Origin of the sequence: Terrabacter terrigena, from assembly GCF_042676085.1 — a bacterium.
Lineage (GTDB): Bacteria > Actinomycetota > Actinomycetes > Actinomycetales > Dermatophilaceae > Terrabacter > Terrabacter terrigena.
Map to the genome: position 1 here is coordinate 51,980 of NZ_JBHTKH010000014.1, position 18,915 is coordinate 70,894.

Consider the following 18,915-nt stretch of genomic DNA (forward strand, 5'->3'; position numbering starts at 1 on the left):
CCCCTTCTGTCATGACCAGGGGTTGTCAGCCTTGTCGCGCATGCGCTTGGTCCATGCCAGTTCTTGCTTGCCGCACCGCTGACAGACCAGCATCTCCTTGTCTCCGGGCTTTCTGCGGAACTGATGCCATCCCATGACGTGGCAGGACAGGGGCCAGATCTTCACATCCCGATTCTCCTCCCGACTGGCGGGTGTCGTTGCGCTTTCTGGCTTCTGGCGTCTGACGCCCACCGAAGGGAGGCTCCACGGTGATCGTCCGCTCCTCCATCGGTGGCACGACCGAGACGGTTGGGTCGCTCCTTCGCGCAGGCGAGGACGTCGTGGCGTCTCCCATGTGGGAGACCGCGACTGATGCTGGTACCGGGAATGCGCTTAGCGCAAGGTCCGTCAGGCGACATTGTGACGCACCACCCGGGGCAGTTGCAGACGCTTCCGAGGCGTCATCTGCCGTGAGCTCGCGCGACGGTCTCTGTTGTGCGGCTCAGTACACCCGGGGCGCCGGCCGGTTGCGGCCGGCGGTCCGGAGCTGCACCCGCGCGGTGAGGTCGTCTCGTTCGAGGGCGGACCGCATCTCGGCGGTGACGGCGTCCGCCACCGACGCCACCGTTTCGAGTTGGGCACCGCGCTCGATGGTGGCGTCGAGGTGAACCACGAGCTGGCCGCGGTCGTGGTCGATGCGGCCGTGGGCCGAGCGCACGCCAGGGGCGTTCGCCAGAGTGGTGGCCGCCGCGTCGACGACCGGTCCCGTCGAGACGACAAGCCGGCCCTCCGGCCCGGAGCCGGGGAGGGACAGATGGGTCACGCCGCGGCGGGGAAGGTGGGAGAGGAGCCAGCGCAGGCCGAGGAGGGCAAGGAGGACGCCCGCCGCACCGAGCGCCCAAGGCCACCACTGCTGCTTGGGTAACCAGCGGATGCCGGACAGATCGATCGGGGCGGGTGCGGACCCGAGCCGGCCTGCCCACCACAGGATTCCGAGGACGCCGAGCGCGGCGAGCAGGAGGCCGCCCAGGGCAGTCATGAGCCGGTCCACGGCCAGCGTTCCACGAGTCATCGGCGAGGCCTCTCTATGCGAACGCGGACGGTCGGTTGGTTCTCGAGCGGAGCGAGGCGAGCCGTGACGGCGTCACGCACTCGCTCCTCGACGCGCTGGTCACCGGTCGAGCGGACGTCGACCGTCACGCGTCGCGGTGTGGAGGACACGCGTACGCCGAGCACGCCGTCGACATCCTCGGCGGCCGTCTCGACGAGGCGGCTGACGTCACGCGGCCCGAGGAAGACGCCCGTCTCGGCGGCTACCGCAGTCGCCTTGACGACGGATGGGCGCAGCGCGGTGACGAGCAGGACAAGCCCCACGAGCGCCAGGACGATGCCGACGACCAGGACCCACGCTTGGGGTCGCAGACCCTGCAGGACATGAGCCAGGTCGTGGACGAAGGCGCTCCCACTGAGAACGCGGCCGTACACGAGGGCGTCGCGCACGGCCAGCGCCCCAGACGCGGTCAACAGAAGTGCCAAGAGGATTCCCAGGGCGCCGACGACGCCGGTTCTGCGAGGCGTCTTGGCCGGAGGCATCGCCCCCTGGACATTGCCGCCGTAGCCGCTCACCGCACTCTCCTTCGCTCGCCTGCAGCGGTTGCAACGACGGAGGCGACGGTGACGTCGACGGCATCCACGGCTACTCCCACCAGAGCCTCCACCTGCTCACGCACCCGGTCGCGCACTGCTCTCGCCGTCTGCCCGAGCTGGCTGGGCCAAGCCACTGCGATGTCCATGCGGATCCTGGCGCGGCCCCCAGCCACCTCCGCCTTGGCCCTCGGATACTGGCGGCCGACGACGCCCTCGAGACCGGTGCCGACTCGGCGCACGCCGCGTACTTCGCCCGCAGCGAACGACGCGACGCGTTCGACGACCTTCTCCGCGATCTCGAGGCGCCCCCGTTCACCCGGTTCGGCGAGAGCGCGAGCGCCGGCGCCGACCAGGCCGTGTACGGCTTGCCCTCGCTCGTCCGCGAGCGGCGGAGTGGTGGTGGCGGGGTCAGTCACGACCACGGCCGCCCAACACCCGCGCGAGGTCGATCTGACCATCGAGCTGGCCACCGACGAGCCAACCGACCGCACCGAGGACCAGGGCGATGAGGAAGCCGGTGAATCCTCCGGCTGCAGCGGCGACGCCGAGCAGCAGGCCGGCGAGCAGACCGATCAGTGAGCTGGGCATGTAGTTCTCCTTTGACAGACGACCTGTTCGGGGACGGTCGCAGTTCGGTCAGATCTCGGTCGTGCGTCGGGCACCCGGGAAGGAACGGGGGAGTCGACTGCGCACGGTCCGCGCCACCCGGCGAGCGCGGCGGGACACCCGCATACGCGATCCACGCCAGCTGTGCCGGACATGCACCTGGAGGTTGGCGGCGGCCTCCCGCTGCACCGCCTCGTCGACGCCGAAGGCTCGGTCGACGGCCGCGAGCGCGGACAGATAGCTCTCGGTGTCGCCGCCGCGGTCAGGATGGTGGGCGGCTGCGGTGCGCCGCCGCTGCCGTACCCATCGGGAACGCAACGCCGGGTCTCGGGGCCCGCTCACGGACATCAAGCCTTTGCCTCGTTCGCGGCGCCGCCGGGTGCTAGGACGTCCTCGACGACGACGTCCACCGGGGTGTGCGTGACGGCCCGGGCGGCCGCACGCACCTTGGCGGCGGTCTCGGCGGCGGAAGCATCCCAAGCCAGGACGACATGGACGGTCGTGACCTCGGGACGCACCTGGATGCCCTTCACTGTGCGTCTTGGGAAGTGGGTGGCAGCCTCGCCGAAGGCTCCGCCATGCAGAGCCGCCACGCCGGGCACGGCGAGGACGGCTGCCTGAACGGCATCCGCGGACTCGAGAGGCTGCGCTTGGGCGGGCCCATCCGCGGCGGGAGGGGCATCGACCCCTGTGCCCGGCTGAAGCGTCACTGGACCCGCGGCTCGGCGCCTTGCGAACCTTGGGACGGGTCGCCGTCCTCCTGTTCGAGGAAGACGTCCTGGACCTCGATGTTCACCTCGGTCACCTCGAGGCTCGTCATGCGCTCGATCGCGGAGATGACGTTGCGACGGATGCCTTGGGCCAGGTCGGCGATGGAGACGCCGTAGTCGGCGATGAGCTGCACGTCGACGGCTGCCTGCCGCTCGCCCACCTCGACAGAGACACCCTGGGAGTGGTTGGTGCGGCCGCCGGGGATGCGCTCACGGAGGGCTCCGACCGCGCGAGCGGTGCCGCCGCCGAGGGCGTGCACTCCGGCCACATCGCGGGCCGCGATCCCCGCGATCTTGGCGACCACGGTGTCGGCGATCGTGGTGCGGCCCTGCTCGGTGACCAGGGCGGACGGCGAGGCCTCGCTGCTTTCGACGGCGGTGGAGGTGTTTGTCGTCTGACGGGTCTTCGTTTCGCTCATCGACTGGCTCCTTGAGGGTGACTTGGTCGCGCGGCAAGCCAGCGCCGGGCCTTGCTGCGCTCTGCCACAAGGACTTACCCGGGGGCGCCGTTTCAACACTGTGAATTCGGTGCACGTACGCCACCACCTCGAACCCGACGAGCTCGTCGACCCTTTCGGCCCTCATGTGTGACGAGCACTCGCCGTCGACGCGGCCGACCTCGGCGGCATCCGGATGTCGTCGAGGTAGTCGGCCACCACGCGTCGCCCTGAGTGGGTACGTGCTCGTCGGCGTCCTGGGCGGGCGCACCGTGGAGGGGGTTCCCGCCCAGGGCGACCGCGGTCGTTCTCGGCGGCGAGCGCGCCCATCGTGTCCACCGCGCCCATCGTGTCCACCGCGCCCACCCCCGTACGGCCGCGACCGGTGCGGTGTCAGCACGCCGGGCTGCGGGTACGTCGCTCCCAGCGTCCCGGTCGTCGTCCGAGGTCCCGCGCAGGGGCTCGGCCGCGACCGGGGCGCCTTCACGCCCCGGTCCGCGGCGACGGGTCGGGACGCCCCGGCCGTGGGTATGCCTCAGGTGGCGGCGTCGTCTCTGGAGCCTCCCCTGTGGCTCCTCTTGGGGCGGCGCCGTCCTCGGCGTGATTCACGATCCTGTCGGCGGGTAGGGAGGCGGCGATGGCGCCGCCGGCCGTGGCCTTCACACTGTCCGAGCCGGCGGCGCCGTCCACGTGCGCGGGTTTGCCCCGGTCGTCGTGACGTCCACGCGGTGAACCCGTTCCGGTGGCGGTGCGCGGGGTCGGGGCGACGATCGGAGCACGGCTCTGAGACGTGTTGCACAAATGGGATATTTCGGGCATCGCCGAGGGTATGAGGACCTCGACGGCGCCGCCACTTGGTCCCACCCCCACCCGGGGAACCCCTGAGGCGGCGCCGCCCTCGTGCACGGGGTGGGTTCATGCGGCGACCTGGTCGACCGACGGGCTCCCCACGAGTCGACCTGCGCCCGCATCGGTCGGCGTCCGTCCAGGGGCCGACGTGATGGATGCGCCGGCTGGTCCTGGACGCTCGGTCGCGAAGCGTGCGCGCGATCAGGCGGTCTCGGCGACGAGCTGGTTGCGCAGTGAAGCAGAGTCCGACTCGAGCCAGCCCTCAGCGGCCTTGCCGTTCTCCATGCGGAAGATCTCGATCCACGTCGTCGTGACCTCGTGACCCGACGCGGGGAACCCCATGAAGGCGCCACGATGAGTCCCCCGGTCGGTGCCGCGGACGACGACCCGGTCACCGTCGACGAGCACGTCCTCGAGCGTGGTGTGCAGGTCCGGGAAGGCCGCCCGGTAGTCGGTGACTGCCGCGCCGTACTCGTGCGGCCCGACGATCCGTACGTCGAGGGCGTTGTGACTGACGAACTCCGGGGCCAGGAATGCCGCGGTCTCGCCGACGTTGCCCTTGTTCCAGACCTCGTCGAAGAAGCGACGGGTGGCCGCCCTCAACTCGTCATCTGACATTTCGCCTCCTCTGGCGCCCCAGAGCCCCGGAGCGCGCGGACGCTCGTTCCTGTCAGTAGACGCTCAGCCGGCACGGTCGGCAAGGGCATGGCACTGCCGGCCTGGCTCAGCGCGCTCGCGTCGCGTCACCACGCTGGTTCCGGAAGACACGGCCGACCGCCCTCCGCGTGCAACCTGGGCCCAGCAGCTCACACGCCTCCACCACACAACCGCCGGGTGTCGACCGCCCCGAAGCCCGAAGGCCCGAGGGCTCGAGGGCTCGAGGGCCGAAGGTACGCCTTATGCCGGAACCTTGTCGGCGATGATGTCGATCTTCTCGATCTGCGGTTCGGAGAAGAGGACGCCGGTGTTGGGGCCCAGCGCCTGCCCGACGCCACCGGCAAGGTGAGCGTCGCGGGCCTCGTCGTCGGGGAAGACGTCGTACACGCCGAAGGTCGTCGGTCCGAACTGGATGGCGAACCAGGCGATGGTGCCTGGCTCGTCCATCACGATCGACCGCGCCTGGGTGAGAAATTCTGAGAGCTCAGTCTCCTTGCCCGGCAGGGCCTCGAGACGCACGAGGAGAGCTTTGGTCAGCATGGGTCTGACTCCTTCGCTTTCGCGGTCGAACGGATGCGGCCGCTCGACCGCAAGGTAGCAGCACCCCGCCCCTCGGGCCGAGGTGCCGGCGATCAAACCTGCTTGTTCGCCAACGCCTCGAAGTTCTCGTAGAGCTCGGGGACGCCGTGCTTCTCGCGGAGCTTGACTGCTGCGGGTCCCACCCGTGACCACAAGCCTGAGACCCAGAGCCAGTCCAGCACGAGATCCGCGTCCAGAAGCCCGTTCTTGGTCAGGGTCGCGATGGTCTCGCCCCAGTTCAGGATCCGTGAGACGAGGATGTCCTCGACGGATGCTGTCCGGGGGTCGAAGTCCTCGGCCCACACCGCTTGCTGCGCTTCCTCGAGGCCCATCGTGGAGCCCCACTGCGCCAGCTGCACGAGCAGTGCCGCGTCTTCGCGATCTGCCATGTCACCCTCCTTCGTCGGGGCAGGAGCACCCACTGGTGACACTACTTCTCGACGCTAGTGGCAGGGGTGAGTACCGCCAGGACCCGAGCGATTCTTCGGCTGCCCACGCCCCCGGGCAGGCCTACCATTTCGTTGAGGGCGTCCTGCGCGTACGACTGCCGCAGGCCGCCTCGGCGACATCCGGGTTCGGTGTCTCCACACGCACGAACCTTGTCAGTACTCCATCAGCTCCCACCCGAGTGAGGAACCGATGTCAGTGACCGATGGCCTTCTCGAGAACAACGAGGCGTACGCCGGCAGCCCCACGGGACCATTGCCCCCGCCACCGTCGAAGCACCTGGGGTACTGGCCCGCATGGACGCTCGTATCGGCGTCCACTCCGTGCCCGGTCCGGCGGAACGCGGGCACGTTGCCGGGCGACGAGTCGACGCGACACTGACCCACCGATCACCCGAGGTGTCGATGACGGATCACAACACGGCATTCGCCGATGTCACCTTCACGCCGTCTGCGGGGAGGACCCTCGGCGTGGAGTGGGAGCTGGGTCTGCTGGACCCGCTGACGCTCGACCTCACCTCACGGGCCGACGACCTGCTGGGCCACGCGAATGCACCGGAGGCCAACAGCCACGCCCGACCGACGAAGTCACGCTCCACCGTGACCAAGGAGCTGCTGCGCAACACGGTCGAGATCGTCACCGGCGTCTGCGCGAACGCCGAGGAGGCGTCAGCCGACCTGAGTGGCGGACTCGAGACGGTGCAGAACGCCGCCGAGCAGCTGGGAATCCTGCTGTACGGGGGTGGCGCCCACCCGTTCGCGCGCTGGGAGGACCAGCAGGTCAGCGAGGGCCAGCGGTACGCCACCCTCATCGACCGCACCCAGTGGTGGGGACGCCAGATGGTGATCTTCGGCGTGCACGTGCACGTCGGGGTGAGATCGGCGGCCAAGGTGTGGCCCCTCATCAACGGACTGCTCACCTTCCACCCGCACCTGACGGCCCTCTCGGCATCGTCGCCCTACGGCTCCGGCGCCGACACCGGGTACGCGAGCAACCGGACCATGCTGTTCCAGCAGCTGCCGACGGCGGGACTGCCGTTCCAGTTCGAGACCTGGGCGCAGTACCGCGAGTACCTGCGCGACGTCTACACGACCGGTGTCATCACGGACCCCAGCGAGCTGCGGTGGGACATCCGGCCCTCCCTGCGCCTGGGCACGATCGAGGTGCGTGCCTGTGACGGGCTGTCGCGGCTGCAGGACGTCGCAGCCGTCGCCGCCCTGGTCCACTGCCTCGTGACGCACCTCGAGCAGCAGCTCGACGAGGGGATTCTCGCCCGACCGCTGCCCCCGTGGCACGTGCAGGAGAACAAGTGGCGGGCTGCTCGCTACGGACTCGACGCCATCCTCATCCGTGACGCGGACAATCGTGAGGTGGATGTCGTCGACGACATCCACGACCTCCTCGAACAGCTGCAGCCGACGGCTCGTCGGCTCGGATGCACCCAGGAGCTGGCCAAGATCGAGGACATCCTGCGCGACGGCGCGGGATACCAGCGGATGCGGTCTGCCGTCATGGCCGACGGTTCCGGCGACCTCCGGGCAGCCGTCCGCTCCATGCTCGTCCCTGGGCCCGGCAGCGCTGCTCCATCCTCGGCGGGCATCCCGGTCACAGCCAGATCCACCCCGAGGTCGGCAGGCTCGAGCGCGCCGGACTGGCCGAGGTCCCGAGAGCAGGTGCCGCCGGCCGCTCCGCGCGGAGCGGGGGAGCCCCAAGGCTCTCCGTCGGAGTGAGCGGGCTCAGCGCCGTCGCGCGATGGTCAGCCCGTCGAACGCCGTCAGCACGACCGCGTCGACGCGATCGTCCGAGGCGACGAGGTCGTTGAAGGCGCGCAACGCAGTCGTGTTCTCGTCGGTGGCCTCCGGATCGGCGATCCGGCCACCCCACAGGACGTTGTCGGCGAGGAGGAGGCCCCCGGATCGCACGCGCGGCACCAGCTCTTGCCAGTACGCGGCATACCCGGGCTTGTCCGCGTCGATGAAGACGAGGTCGATGTCTGCCGCGTCGGGGAGGGCTCTCAAGGTGTCGAGCGCGGGTGCGATGCGCAGCTCGATGCGATCAGCGAGTCCTGCTGCGGCCCAAGCGCGTCGGCCGATCTCGGTCCACTCCTCGCTCACGTCGCAACACAGCAGCGAACCTCCCTCGGCCAGACCCCGGGCGACGCAGATGCTCGAGTAGCCGGTGAACGTCCCCACCTCGACGGCCCGGCGTGCGCCGACCAGCCGGGTCAGCATGGTGAGCAGCTGCCCCTGGTCGTCGCCGATCTGCATGCCCGCCGCATCGCCCAGCCGAGCTGTCGCGCCCTGCAGCGCACGGACCACGAGGTCGGGGCGCCACGACCCGTGATCGACTGCGTATGAACGGATCTCGTCTGTGACCGCGAAGCTGCGCATCCTTGGACGTTACGCCACCTGCCGCCGTCGACCGTGGTGTCGACGTCGAACGGTTCGGTCGGCCCCGGGGCGGCGACGCGTCCGCCGGACCCTCGATCTCTCGGGCTCTCAGCCCGGCCTCAGGGGCGCTCGGGAAGCCTCTGGATCGCAAGTCCGACCCGACCCAGAGGAATCCGCATGCCTGGAAGCGTGAGTACCGCGCTCGACCGCGCCCGTCCGATGTCAGGCTCTACCCTGCTCAACAAGGTCCCGGCCATCACAGCCACGTTCTGGCTGATCAAGGTGCTGTCCACGACGATCGGTGAGACGTTCGCCGACTACCTGGCCGTCGACGTCGGCCTCGGCACAGCCGCCACCGACGGGGCGATGGTGACCCTGCTGGCCGTCGCCCTCGTCGCGCAGCTGCGCGCCAAGCGGCTCGTCCCGTGGCTCTACTGGCTCACGGTCGTGCTCGTGAGCATCGTCGGCACGCAGATCACCGACTTCTTCACCGACACCCTCGGGGTCAGCCTCTACGTCAGCACGGCCGCCTTCTCGGTCGTCCTGGCCGTGGTCTTCACTCTGTGGTGGCGTCAGGAGCGCACGTTGGCGATCACCGCGATCGACACCCCGCGACGGGAGCGCTACTACTGGGGCGCGATCCTGACGACGTTCGCCCTCGGCACCGCGGGCGGTGACCTCGCGACCGAGGCGCTGTCGCTCGGCTTCCGGAACGGGGCCCTCATCTTCGGCGGCCTGATCCTGGCAGTCTGGCTCGGGCGGCGCCTCGGGCTGGACGCGGTGCTCGCCTTCTGGATCGCCTACGTGCTCACGCGGCCGCTCGGCGCCTCGCTGGGCGACCTGCTGACCCAGGACCGTGACTTCGGCGGTCTCGGTCTGGGGGCGAGCCGGACGAGCCTGCTGTTCCTCGGCGTGATCATCGCCCTCGTGGCGCGCGAGCAGGTCAACGCCAACCGGCACGGCATACGCGCCAAGGGCGAGGCGCCCGCGGTCAGCCCGCACCGCGACTACGTCTGGGCTGCGGCCGCCGCCGTTGCCGTCGTGGCAGCGGCCTTCGTGCTCGCGCCGGCTCCCACGCCCGCAGCGGCCGCGCCCGCAGCGGGGACGGGGGCGGATGCGGGCAAGGGCCGGCATGTCAACCCCCTGGAAGCCGATGCGACCTCCCCGATCGGCGACCTCCGCCCGTTCGCCGTCATCGTGGATGACGTCGCGGGCAGGACGAAGGCCGGGGACCTGGCGGGGGCGACGGCGAGGATCAAGGACCTCGAGGTCGCGTGGGACAACGGCGAGGCAGCCATGAAGCCGGCCTCTCCGGACGACTGGCACTCGCTGGACTCGGCGATCGACGGTGCCCTCACAGCCCTGCGCGCCACGCCGCCGACGAAGCAGTCGAGCCTGTCCGCGCTGACCGCCCTGCAGTCCACGATCGGCGCGCTGGAGAAGAAGCAGTAGGTCGACTGAGGCACAATCGACACGGCTGTGTACCAGGGCCGCCCACGGCCGTGGCGCATCCCGGCGTGACCGGAAGGAGGCTCGATGACGGCTCTCCTCCGGTCGCGTTCGGGCGTGCGGCGGCAGGCAACCGTGGCCGCCGCCGCGGTCGTCGCCGTGGCGCTGCTGCTGGGTGGCGCGCTCCTGGTGCTCGTGCTGCAGCGCGCCCTGACGCAGGCGCTCCAGGACAGCATCGTCGCCATCGTGGACGAGGACGCGAGCGTCCTCGCGTCCACCGGCACGGCGGGGCTGGAACGCAGCGAGCGCGACGAGGGGCCGGACAACGTCCTCGTGCAGGTGATCTCGCTCGAGGGCGGGGCGGGGGAGCGGGTCGTCTACACCTCCCGGCCGTCCCGCCCCGACGCAGTCACCGACCTGCGGCCGGGGGTGGGGGAGACGCGCGTCAGCGGGGCGTCACTCGTGCCGATGCCTCTCGAGGGGCAGAACCTGCTCGTCGTCGCTCGCGGTGTCGAGAACGCGGGGAGGTCGTACGTGCTGCTGGGGGCTGCATCTCAGGCCTCGCGGACGGAGGCGGTGCTCACCACGGCCGCCCTGCTCGCGGCTGCCCTGCCGATGCTCGTGGCTCTCACTGGGCTGGTCACGTGGTGGCGTGTCGGACGTGCGCTTGAGTCGGTGGATGCGATCCGCCTGCAGGTCGAGCGCACGACCGCTGCCCACCTGCACGACCGGGTGCCCGTGCCGCCCACCGATGACGAGATCGCCCACCTGGCCGAGACCATGAACTCCATGCTGGAACGGCTCGACTCCTCGCAGCGCGCCCAGCGCAGGTTCGTCGCCGACGCCAGCCATGAGCTGCGCTCGCCTCTGGCAACGATCCGGGCCTCGTTCGAGGTCGCTCACCCGTCGAGCCCGGAGACGTCGTGGGAGGAGCTCGGCCCGATCGTGCGGTCGGAGACCGAGCGCATGGCCCGGCTCGTCGACAACCTGCTGCTGCTGTCACGCGCCGACGACGCGTCGCTGGCCGAGGTGCGCGACGAGGTAGACCTCGACGACCTCGTCGACGCCGAGGCCCGACGGCTGCGCCGACTGGTCCGCCTCACGGTCCGTCTCGAGAACGCACCCGTACGCGTCCTCGGGGACGAGCTCCAGCTGCAGCAGGTCGTGCGCAACGTGCTGGACAACGCCGCCCGACATGCCCGCTCGACCGTGCGGCTCCGCGTCTCGACCCAGGGCGGGTGTGCGCTCGTCAGCATCGACGACGACGGGGCGGGGATCCCTGCGCGCGACCGCGACCGCGTGTTCGAGCGTTTCGTGCGCCTCGACGAGAGCCGGTCCCGCGACTCCGGTGGGGCGGGCCTGGGTCTGGCCATCGCGAGGGAGCTCGCGGTCGCTCACGGCGGGACGCTCCTCGTGACCGACTCGGCCCTCGGCGGGGCCCGGTTCGAGCTCTCAGTGCCGTGCCGACCGTCCGGCACCGCTGACGTCCCGTAGCGCCGGGCCGCCCCCGGGCTCAGGCCTCGTCGGTGTCGACGAGCCGATACCCCGCCCCTCGGACCGTCTCGATGCTCGTCACGGAGAACGGGACGTCGATCTTGCGCCGCAGGTAGCCGATGTAGACCTCGACGATGTTGACGTCGCCGTCGTACGCGGGATCCCACACCGACTCGAGAACGGCGGTCTTGGTGACCACTTCGTCCTTGTGCTGCATCAAGAAGGTGAGCAGGGCGAACTCCTTGGCGGTCAGCGAGATCTCGACGTCGCCACGATGTGCCCTGCGTCGCACCGGGTCGAGCGACAAGGATCCGGCCCGCAGGACGACGGGCCGTTCCGGCGCCCCTCGGCGGATGAGCGCGTGAAGCCGGGCGACCAGGACCACGAAGCTGAAGGGTTTGGTCAGGTAGTCGTCGGCGCCCAGGTTGAAAGCCTCTGCCTGGTCGTGCTCGCCGTCCACCGCCGTCAGCATGAGGGTGGGAGTCCACACGCCGGCCTCCCGGAGCCGGCTGACGACCTGGTAGCCGTCGAGCTTCGGCAGCATGATGTCCAGCACCACTGCGTCGTAGGTGGACTCGGTCGCCGCCCAGAGGCCGTCCTCCCCGTCGTGGAACACGTCGACGACGAATCCCTCGCGGGAGAGACCGCGGCGTACGACCTCGGCCAGGGGCCGCTCGTCCTCGACGAGCAGGATGCGCATGGTCAGACCTGCCGCAGGCGGCGGGGTCCGGTGCCGTCGTCTCTCACGACCCCGACCCTACGGGCCGGCACCTGAACCTCCGCTGAGACCGGGCTGCACCGTGGTACGGCTGCCCTGGCGCAGGACGGCGGACGCGCAAGGCGGCCCGCCCACGTCGGGGACGGGTCGGGCTGCCTCATGAGGGGCGCGCTCTGGCTGTGCCTCGTGGTGCGCGTGTCGAGAAGGATGAACGCCGTGCCGTCCGAGAGGGCCTTGCTGACGGTGGGTTCGGTTGTCATGCCGCAGGCGATGGTCTTCTGCTTCATCGCGGCGAGGAACGTCTGGCCGGCCCCGACGCCGCGGCGGGTCTCCTGCGTCGGGTCGACGCCGTTCTTCTTGCTGAGGTACTGCCTGAGGAAGTCGGTGGAGGAGCCGGTGTCGGTGATGCCGAGCGACTGGCCCTTCAAGTCGACCGGGCTCTTGATCGTGCCCTTGAGGTCGCTGCGGCAGAGCTCGACCTCGCCGGGGATCTGCAGCATCGACCGACGGCCTCTGACGACTTGCCCTGCGCCTGGAGCGCGATGTTGTGGTCGTAGAAGCCGCCGACGCCCTGCACCTGGCCGGCGAGCATGTTCTGCGTCGCGTCGCCGCCGGCCGGCTCGTCGACGAGATTGACGTCGACGCCGGCCTTCGCGTAGTAGCCGAGCTGCTTGGCGAGCATGAAGGGCAGGTAGATCTGCTTGCTCATGCCGCCGACCATGATGGTGACGGTGGGTGCGCTGGGGTCGACGGGGCCGCCGGCCACGCTCGCGCCGGACGCGTTGTTCGCGCAGGCGGCCATCGTGGACGCGGCGAGCAGGGCTGCGCCGATGGCGCCGATTCGCTTGGTGTTCAAGGGAACTCTCCTTCGAGTCGTGTGGTCGTGCTGTTCTTGCTGGTCGTGCGGCTTGCTGGTCCCGCGGGTGTCGCCGGGGCGTGTCGCGGGTTACTCGTGCGGCCTCACCCAGGTCGATCGGCGCCGCGGAGGTGGCCGAGCTCCTCGGCGCCAGTCGCCCGACGGCCCAGCGCTGTCTCGCGACCCCGGTCAGGAAGCAGCTGATCGACCTCGACCTGTCGTACGGGGCCACGGGCCGACCCGAGCACCGGTACCTGCCCCGTCGTCGGTGACCATCGGCTTCCGTCCACCTCGGTCCAGGTCGGCCCTGTAGCCCCAGCCGAAGGGGTCGTCCACCGGACGTCGATGAACGGTCGTCGACTCACGGCCGTCAGGGGTTCGCGCAGCGTTCATGCCCCGGCCCCCGGCGGTGGAGGGTTTTCTCAGGCGCCGACGAAAGCGTACGAAAGCCGCTTTCCCGTGGCGGCGAAGCCTCACTCCCAGGAGTCCTCATGAGCGTGTTCCCCCTGCGCCAGGCGCGCGGCCCACTGGCCGCTGCAGTCGGCGCCCTTGCCCTGCTGGCAGCCTCCGTCCCGGCCGTCGCCGCGGACCCCGGCGCCGCAGGCGCGCCCGCCGTCGGCCGCGACCGGGTGGCCGCGACGACCACCCCGGTCAAGCACCTGGTGGTCATCTACCAGGAGAACGTCTCGTTCGACCACTACTTCGCGACGTACCCGCACGCCGCGAACGCCCCCGGCGAGCCGGCGTTCCGGCCCGCGCCGGGCACACCGTCCGTCAACGGGCTCGGGGCCTCGCTGCAGGCGCCGAACAACCCGAACTCGGTGCAGCCGTTCCGGCTCGGCCGGTCCCAGGCGCAGACCTGCGACCAGGACCACACGTACACCGACGAGCAGAAGGCCTTCGACCACGGGGCCATGGACAAGTTCGTCGAGACCGTCGGCCGCGGCGCCGGCACGTGCGCCGACTACGGCCACGGCAAGGGCCTGGTGATGGGCTACTACGACGGCAACACCGTGACCGGCCTCTGGAACTACGCGCAGCACTTCGCGATGAGCGACAACTCGTACAGCACCACGTTCGGACCCTCCACCCCCGGCGCGCTCAACCTCGTCTCGGGACAGACCCACGGGTTCACCCCTGACGGGGGTGCGGTGCCCGCGACGAGCACCACGGTGATCGGGGACCCACAGCCGACGGGCGACCGCTGCGACTCCCGGGACACCAGCGCCTCGGCTGACGGCCGGAACAAGAACATCGGGGACCTGCTGAACGCCAAGGGCGTCACCTGGGGCTGGTTCCAGGGCGGGTTCGCCGACTGCACCGCCACGCACACCGACGCCGGCGGCGTCGTGAGCAAGGACTACATCCCGCACCACGAGCCCTTCCAGTACTACGCCAGCACGGCCAACCTCGACCACACCCGACCGTCGTCGACGGCGGAGATCGGGCATGCGGGTCCGGCGAACCACCAGTACGACCTCACCGACTTCTGGTCCGCGGTCGGCGCCGGTCGTATGCCGTCGGTCAGCTACCTCAAGGCGGCCGCGTTCCAGGACGGCCATGCGGGGTACTCCACGCCCCTGGACGAGCAGCGCTTCCTCGTCGACACCCTCAACCGGCTGCAGAAGACGCCGGAGTGGAAGGACACGGCGGTCGTCGTCGCCTACGACGACAGCGACGGCTGGTACGACCACCAGATGTCCCCGATCGTGAACCACTCGCAGGAGGCCAACGACGCCCTGACCGGCCCCGGCACGTGCGGCGACAACCCGGCCGACGTCTCCGGCGGCTACCAGGACCGGTGCGGCTACGGCCCCCGGCAGCCGCTCCTCGTCATCTCCCCGTTCGCGAAGAAGAACTTCGTCGGCCACACCGTCACCGACCAGACCTCGATCCTGAAGTTCGTCGAGGACAACTGGAGCACGGGCCGGGTCGGCAACTCCTCCTTCGACACGAAGGCCGGGCCCCTGACGAACCTGTTCGACTTCTCCACCGCGGCTGACGGTGACCGCCGGGGCCGCACCGCGCACCTCGTCCTCGATCCCGACACGGGTCAGCCCGTCAGGGGCTGACGCAACGCGTGACCGTCCCCGTCCGTATGCCGCGTGCCACCGGCCCACAGTCCGTGCTGACGTCACCGGGATCGTTGCTGCGGGCGTGGCGAAAGGGAAGCGGCCTGACCCAGGTCGAGCTCGGCGAGCAGGTCCACGTGAGCGCGGCCGCCGTCAGCGCGTGGGAGACGGGCGTCCGGGGGATCCCGGCGCGAGCGTTGGACCAGCTCGACACCGTCCTCCGCGCCGGCGGCTGCCTCGCGGGCCTGTCCAGGTCGATCGGGACCTCGGCCCTGGAGCCCCGGACGCGCTGGAGCCACGCCTTCCACGGCTCCGCCGGCCCGGTGTGGGCCTGGGTCAGGCCCCCGCGCGCCGGGCGAGTGCAGGGACTCGCGCGTCTCCGGGTCTTCGCCCTCGGCATCGACCACGAGGTGGGTCCGGAGGGCCTCTTCGTGCAGGCCCCGCGGCTCGACCCGAACTGGGCCGTCACGGTGCACACGCAGACCCCGGTCTGGGTGGACTTCGGTGAGGGCGTGCCACCGGACTGGCTCGGTGTGCCCAGGATCTCGTCAGCGGCCCTGCGCGACGTCGTCCTGAGCCACCCGGGCGACCCCATGCTCACGCTCGTGGTCGACAGCGTCCAGGGGCTGGCCGGAGGCAACACGGGGGCGCTGCGGACCAGGCTGCGACGGCTCGTCGACGCGCAACGGTGGGATCTTCTCGAGGCGCAGTGGCGGCGCGGCGAGGATGCGGCGCCCCCGCCCGTCGCGTCGGACGGACCCAGGCCGCCCCGCTCCGCCGAGGGGCAGCGCGCACTGCATCGTCGGCTGCGCAACGCCCGGGGCATGTCCCAGGCCGAGACGGCTGCGGCCGTGACCCGGCTGCTCCACGAGCGCCTTCCAACCGCGCCGGTCACCGGCCACAGGAGGCCGGCCGTGTCGATGATGCAGATCCACAACTACGAGTCGGGTCGGCGGGCTCGGGTGCCCCACCTGCCTGCGCTGCTCGACAGGGCGTACGACGCGTACGGCTTCAGCTGCTTCGAACCGGTGCGGACGTCGCGCGTGAGGCACGACACCGTCGCGACGATCTTCCCGGACTTCTGGCTCGGGCCGGTAACCCTTGCCGTCAGGGCGGTGACGGAGGAGGCGGGGCCGGGACCCCTGAGGCTGAGCTGGCGCAACCGCCGGATCGAGGTGCCGCTCGCTTCCGCGTCGCTCTCCTTGGGCTGCCTCCGATTCCCGGAGGACGGCGACCTCACCGTGCGGCTGCCGCAGGGCTGGACGGCGGACGTGCGAATGGGCTACGACCCCGACGCGGTGGAGCTGGTCACCGACTGGGTGCCCGTGAGCCCCGAGGTGGGTCTGGCCGTCGTCGACAGGGTCGTCTCCAGCCTGGGTCTGGCCGTCGGTGTCTCGGAGAGCGACCTCCAGTGGGCCGTCCGCCTGGAGGAGGACGGCGCGGACCGGCGCGTGTCCGCAACCGGCGCGGTGCTGCCCGCCGGCTCAACAGGTTCTTGCACGTCCCGCCAGTACGCCCCTGGCCCTTAACGCAAGGTTCCGTTCAGCGCCCCGTCGATGCCTGCGGCCGAACCTAGTTTCCTCGGTGTCCGCTCCTTCGTCGACGGGATCGATATGCAGACGCCACTCGCGGTCCGGGCCCGCGGCATCGCCAAGACCTTCGGTGACGTCGTCGCGCTCGATGCGGTCGACCTCGACGTCACCGAGGGCGAGGTCCACGGCCTCGTCGGACCCAACGGCGCCGGGAAGACCACGTTGCTCGGGCTGCTCCTGGGCCTCGCCGGCGCCGACAGCGGCACGCTGCAGATCCTCGGGGCGCCTGTCGGGCGGGCGCTCGCCGTGCCCGACGGTGTGGCGGGGTTCGTCGACGGTCCAGGTCTCTACCCGACGCTCACGGCGCGGCAGAACCTGGCCGCCCTCACGCGGCTGCGCGGCCGGGGCGTCGCGGCGCGGGAGGTCGAGGAGGCGCTCGAGCAGGTCGGTCTCGATGCGGTCGCCGACGATGCGCTGCGCGGGTTCTCGCTGGGAATGCGTCAGCGGCTGGGACTGGCGGCCGCCCTCCTGACGCGACCGCGCCTCCTCGTGCTCGACGAGCCGGCCAACGGGCTGGACCCGGCCGGCAAGAACCACGTGCACGGGGTCATCACCGGTCTGGCCGCCACGGGCACCGCGGTCGTCATGTCGAGCCACCGGATGGACGACCTCGCGGCGCTCTGCGCGGAGGTGACGGTGCTGGCGACGGGGAGGGTCGTGTTCTCGGGGACGCTGGGCAAGCTCGCGCTCGAGAGTGGTGAAGTCGACTACCGGGTTGCCACCACGGACCGCGCCGGGGCCGCCCGGGTGGCCAACGGCATACGTGGTCTGCGGGTCCTGGACCAGGACGAGGCGGCGCGCCGGCGAGGCGAGTGCGAGCTGCTCGTACGCGGCGGCGTCGCGGCGATGGACGAGCTCGTCATCCAGCTGGTCGGCGCCGGACTCAGCGTGCGTGAGCTGGCACCGGTCGTCTCGCCGCTGGAGTCCGCCTTCCTCACGCTCACCGGCACCAGCGCCGGGAGCTCGGCGCCCGACATCGAGGAGTCCCGTTGACCGCGACCGACGTCGCCCCCGCGCCGCTGCCCGGCCCCCACCCGGCTGCGCGACCCCGCTCGGCGCCCCTCTACGAGACCTACCGCTTCGAGCTGCTGAAGATCCTCTCGTTGTGGCGGATCCGGCTGCTGCTGCTCGCCTGTCTCGTCGGGCCGGCGGTCTTCGTGGCCGTCATGGGCAACCAGAGCTCGCTGCCGGCCGACACCGTCTTCGGTCGGTGGATGGGGGCCACCGGGTGGGCCGGCTCGCTCGTCGTGCTCGACGCCGCCTGCTCGTACGGCCTGCCGCTGCTCACATCGCTCGTCGCGGGCGACGTCTTCGCGGCCGAGGACCGGACCGGCACGTGGCGCCACCTGCTGATGGCCGTCCGGTCGCCGCGGCGGATCTTCGCCGCCAAGGCCCTCGCGAGCAGCACCGTCATCCTGCTGACGGTCCTGCTCCTCGCCGTCTCCAGCGTCGTGGGCGGTCTGGCGGGCGTCGGGGACCATCCGCTCGTGGGCCTCGACGGCCGCGTCATCGAGCCGGCTGAGGCCGCTCGCATCGTCCTGCTCGCGTGGCTCTGCGTGCTGGCGCCGACGGCGGCCTTCGCAGCGCTGGGCCTGCTCGGCTCCGTCGTGGTCGGTCGGTCACCGATGGGCCTGCTGGTGCCGGCTCTGGTCGCCTCCGTGATGGCGCTGGTCCAGCTGCTGCCCCTACCCGTGGCGGTTCGGCTGGCATTGCCGACCCAGGCGCTCGTCGCATGGCGCGGGCTGTCCACCGACCCCTCGCAGACCGGGCCGTTGCTCCTGGGACTGGGCATCAGCCTCCTCTGGGCGGCCGCGGCCACGGCCACGGCATACCTGTTGTTCCTGCGGCGCGACTTCACCGACCTCTCGTACGACGGGTCGGGTCGCCGCGCGCTGGCGGCGGCCGCGCCCCTGTGCGGCGTCCTCGCCGTCTCGTGCCTGGCGCTCGCGGTGGCGTCTCCCGCCCGCGGAACCGGCATCGACAGGCCGAAGCTCGAGGCCTCGCTGGCCACCTCGTTCGCGCACCTCTACCGGCTGCAGACCGCCGAGCTGCACCGGACCGACGTGACCGAGTCGCAGCTGGCCACCACGGCGGCGTGCGACAGGGGCGGCAGCCGCGTGGAGGACGACGGACCGGGCGCCGACTGGCGCTGCGTCGTCAGCTGGCACCTCCCCGGAGCCTCGGCGGTCGGCACCGCCATCTACCAGCTCGACGTGGCCGCCGACGGGCGGTACGTCGCCGACGGTGACGGACCCAAGGAGGTCAACGGCAGCTTCACCGTCAGGACCCTCCGCGGCGACGCACCGAACCCGCTGTGGCAGCTCGACGGCATCGTCGACCTGCTCGACCCCACCCCGAAGGGATAACCACGCA

At 70.9% G+C, this 18,915-nt stretch carries 21 protein-coding genes; 7 read left to right on the forward strand and 14 right to left on the reverse strand.

Going from position 1 to position 18,915, the window contains the following annotated elements; genetic code table 11:
- Positions 1–481: 481 nt before the first annotated feature.
- The 10 genes from ACFQ2V_RS17250 to ACFQ2V_RS17295 form a co-directional block, all read right to left on the reverse strand.
- Positions 482–1,051 carry a hypothetical protein gene (locus ACFQ2V_RS17250; protein WP_386054088.1) on the reverse strand — a complete coding sequence of 190 codons (570 nt, stop codon included), beginning with the start codon at positions 1,049–1,051 and terminating at the stop codon, positions 482–484.
- Complete coding sequence (locus tag ACFQ2V_RS17255) at positions 1,048–1,605, reverse strand: DUF6286 domain-containing protein (RefSeq protein ID WP_386054089.1); 558 nt, start codon at positions 1,603–1,605, stop codon at positions 1,048–1,050. Before ACFQ2V_RS17255 ends, ACFQ2V_RS17250 begins: the two co-directional genes overlap by 4 nt.
- The gene (locus ACFQ2V_RS17260; RefSeq protein WP_386054090.1) at positions 1,602–2,042 is read right to left on the reverse strand and encodes an Asp23/Gls24 family envelope stress response protein; all 441 of its coding nucleotides are present in this window, start codon (positions 2,040–2,042) and stop codon (positions 1,602–1,604) included. The genes ACFQ2V_RS17255 and ACFQ2V_RS17260 overlap by 4 nt, the downstream gene beginning before the upstream one ends.
- Positions 2,035–2,214, reverse strand: coding sequence for a DUF2273 domain-containing protein (locus ACFQ2V_RS17265; protein WP_386054091.1), 180 nt, complete (start codon positions 2,212–2,214; stop codon positions 2,035–2,037). The genes ACFQ2V_RS17260 and ACFQ2V_RS17265 overlap by 8 nt, the downstream gene beginning before the upstream one ends.
- 48 nt (positions 2,215–2,262) lie before the next feature.
- On the reverse strand, positions 2,263–2,574 hold the full coding sequence (locus tag ACFQ2V_RS17270) for a hypothetical protein (protein ID WP_386054092.1): 312 nt from the start codon (positions 2,572–2,574) through the stop codon (positions 2,263–2,265).
- A gap of 5 nt (positions 2,575–2,579) precedes the next feature.
- Positions 2,580–2,765, reverse strand: coding sequence for a hypothetical protein (locus tag ACFQ2V_RS17275; RefSeq protein ID WP_386054093.1), 186 nt, complete (start codon positions 2,763–2,765; stop codon positions 2,580–2,582).
- A gap of 173 nt (positions 2,766–2,938) precedes the next feature.
- The gene (locus tag ACFQ2V_RS17280) at positions 2,939–3,421 is read right to left on the reverse strand and encodes an Asp23/Gls24 family envelope stress response protein (protein WP_386054094.1); all 483 of its coding nucleotides are present in this window, start codon (positions 3,419–3,421) and stop codon (positions 2,939–2,941) included.
- A 1,068-nt stretch (positions 3,422–4,489) separates the two neighbouring features.
- On the reverse strand, positions 4,490–4,906 hold the full coding sequence (locus tag ACFQ2V_RS17285; RefSeq protein ID WP_386054095.1) for an ester cyclase: 417 nt from the start codon (positions 4,904–4,906) through the stop codon (positions 4,490–4,492).
- Between the two features lie 279 nt (positions 4,907–5,185).
- Positions 5,186–5,485 (reverse strand): putative quinol monooxygenase, encoded by a 300-nt coding sequence (locus tag ACFQ2V_RS17290; RefSeq protein ID WP_386054097.1) that lies wholly within the window; start codon positions 5,483–5,485, stop codon positions 5,186–5,188.
- Between the two features lie 92 nt (positions 5,486–5,577).
- A complete protein-coding gene (locus ACFQ2V_RS17295) occupies positions 5,578–5,913 on the reverse strand; it encodes a DUF4760 domain-containing protein (RefSeq protein WP_386054098.1) in 336 nt (111 codons plus the stop codon).
- Positions 5,914–6,375: 462 nt separating this feature from the next.
- Here ACFQ2V_RS17295 and ACFQ2V_RS17300 point away from each other — a divergent pair, with 462 nt between their 5' ends.
- Entirely contained in the window at positions 6,376–7,701 is a 1,326-nt protein-coding gene (locus ACFQ2V_RS17300; RefSeq protein WP_386054099.1) for a glutamate--cysteine ligase, read from the forward strand.
- Between the two features lie 6 nt (positions 7,702–7,707).
- On the opposite strand, the gene ACFQ2V_RS17305 is transcribed toward ACFQ2V_RS17300, so the two are convergent.
- Positions 7,708–8,361 carry an O-methyltransferase gene (locus ACFQ2V_RS17305; protein WP_386054100.1) on the reverse strand — a complete coding sequence of 218 codons (654 nt, stop codon included), beginning with the start codon at positions 8,359–8,361 and terminating at the stop codon, positions 7,708–7,710.
- Between the two features lie 177 nt (positions 8,362–8,538).
- On the opposite strand from ACFQ2V_RS17305, the gene ACFQ2V_RS17310 reads away from it, so the two are divergent.
- Together ACFQ2V_RS17310 and ACFQ2V_RS17315 are read left to right on the forward strand one after the other, a co-directional pair.
- A complete protein-coding gene (locus tag ACFQ2V_RS17310) occupies positions 8,539–9,813 on the forward strand; it encodes a COG4705 family protein (RefSeq protein WP_386054101.1) in 1,275 nt (424 codons plus the stop codon).
- Between the two features lie 612 nt (positions 9,814–10,425).
- Positions 10,426–11,304, forward strand: a complete 879-nt coding sequence (locus ACFQ2V_RS17315; protein ID WP_386054130.1) for a HAMP domain-containing sensor histidine kinase — start codon at positions 10,426–10,428, stop codon at positions 11,302–11,304.
- 19 nt (positions 11,305–11,323) lie between these two features.
- On the opposite strand, the gene ACFQ2V_RS17320 is transcribed toward ACFQ2V_RS17315, so the two are convergent.
- From ACFQ2V_RS17320 to ACFQ2V_RS17330, 3 genes are read right to left on the reverse strand one after another with little or no spacing between them, the layout of a single operon-like run.
- Entirely contained in the window at positions 11,324–12,004 is a 681-nt protein-coding gene (locus ACFQ2V_RS17320; RefSeq protein WP_386054102.1) for a response regulator transcription factor, read from the reverse strand.
- A 2-nt stretch (positions 12,005–12,006) separates the two neighbouring features.
- Positions 12,007–12,522, reverse strand: a complete 516-nt coding sequence (locus tag ACFQ2V_RS17325) for a hypothetical protein (protein ID WP_386054103.1) — start codon at positions 12,520–12,522, stop codon at positions 12,007–12,009.
- The gene (locus tag ACFQ2V_RS17330) at positions 12,447–12,878 is read right to left on the reverse strand and encodes an ABC transporter substrate-binding protein (RefSeq protein WP_386054104.1); all 432 of its coding nucleotides are present in this window, start codon (positions 12,876–12,878) and stop codon (positions 12,447–12,449) included. The genes ACFQ2V_RS17325 and ACFQ2V_RS17330 overlap by 76 nt, the downstream gene beginning before the upstream one ends.
- 491 nt (positions 12,879–13,369) lie before the next feature.
- On the opposite strand from ACFQ2V_RS17330, the gene ACFQ2V_RS17335 reads away from it, so the two are divergent.
- The 4 genes from ACFQ2V_RS17335 to ACFQ2V_RS17350 all read left to right on the forward strand — a co-directional run bounded on the left by ACFQ2V_RS17335 (position 13,370) and on the right by ACFQ2V_RS17350 (position 18,908).
- Positions 13,370–14,950 (forward strand): phospholipase C, encoded by a 1,581-nt coding sequence (locus ACFQ2V_RS17335; protein ID WP_386054105.1) that lies wholly within the window; start codon positions 13,370–13,372, stop codon positions 14,948–14,950.
- An 8-nt stretch (positions 14,951–14,958) separates the two neighbouring features.
- Positions 14,959–16,479 carry a helix-turn-helix domain-containing protein gene (locus tag ACFQ2V_RS17340; RefSeq protein ID WP_386054106.1) on the forward strand — a complete coding sequence of 507 codons (1,521 nt, stop codon included), beginning with the start codon at positions 14,959–14,961 and terminating at the stop codon, positions 16,477–16,479.
- A gap of 84 nt (positions 16,480–16,563) precedes the next feature.
- A complete protein-coding gene (locus tag ACFQ2V_RS17345) occupies positions 16,564–17,535 on the forward strand; it encodes an ABC transporter ATP-binding protein (RefSeq protein WP_386054107.1) in 972 nt (323 codons plus the stop codon).
- The gene (locus ACFQ2V_RS17350) at positions 17,532–18,908 is read left to right on the forward strand and encodes an ABC transporter permease (protein WP_386054108.1); all 1,377 of its coding nucleotides are present in this window, start codon (positions 17,532–17,534) and stop codon (positions 18,906–18,908) included. Before ACFQ2V_RS17345 ends, ACFQ2V_RS17350 begins: the two co-directional genes overlap by 4 nt.
- Positions 18,909–18,915 lie beyond the last annotated feature (7 nt).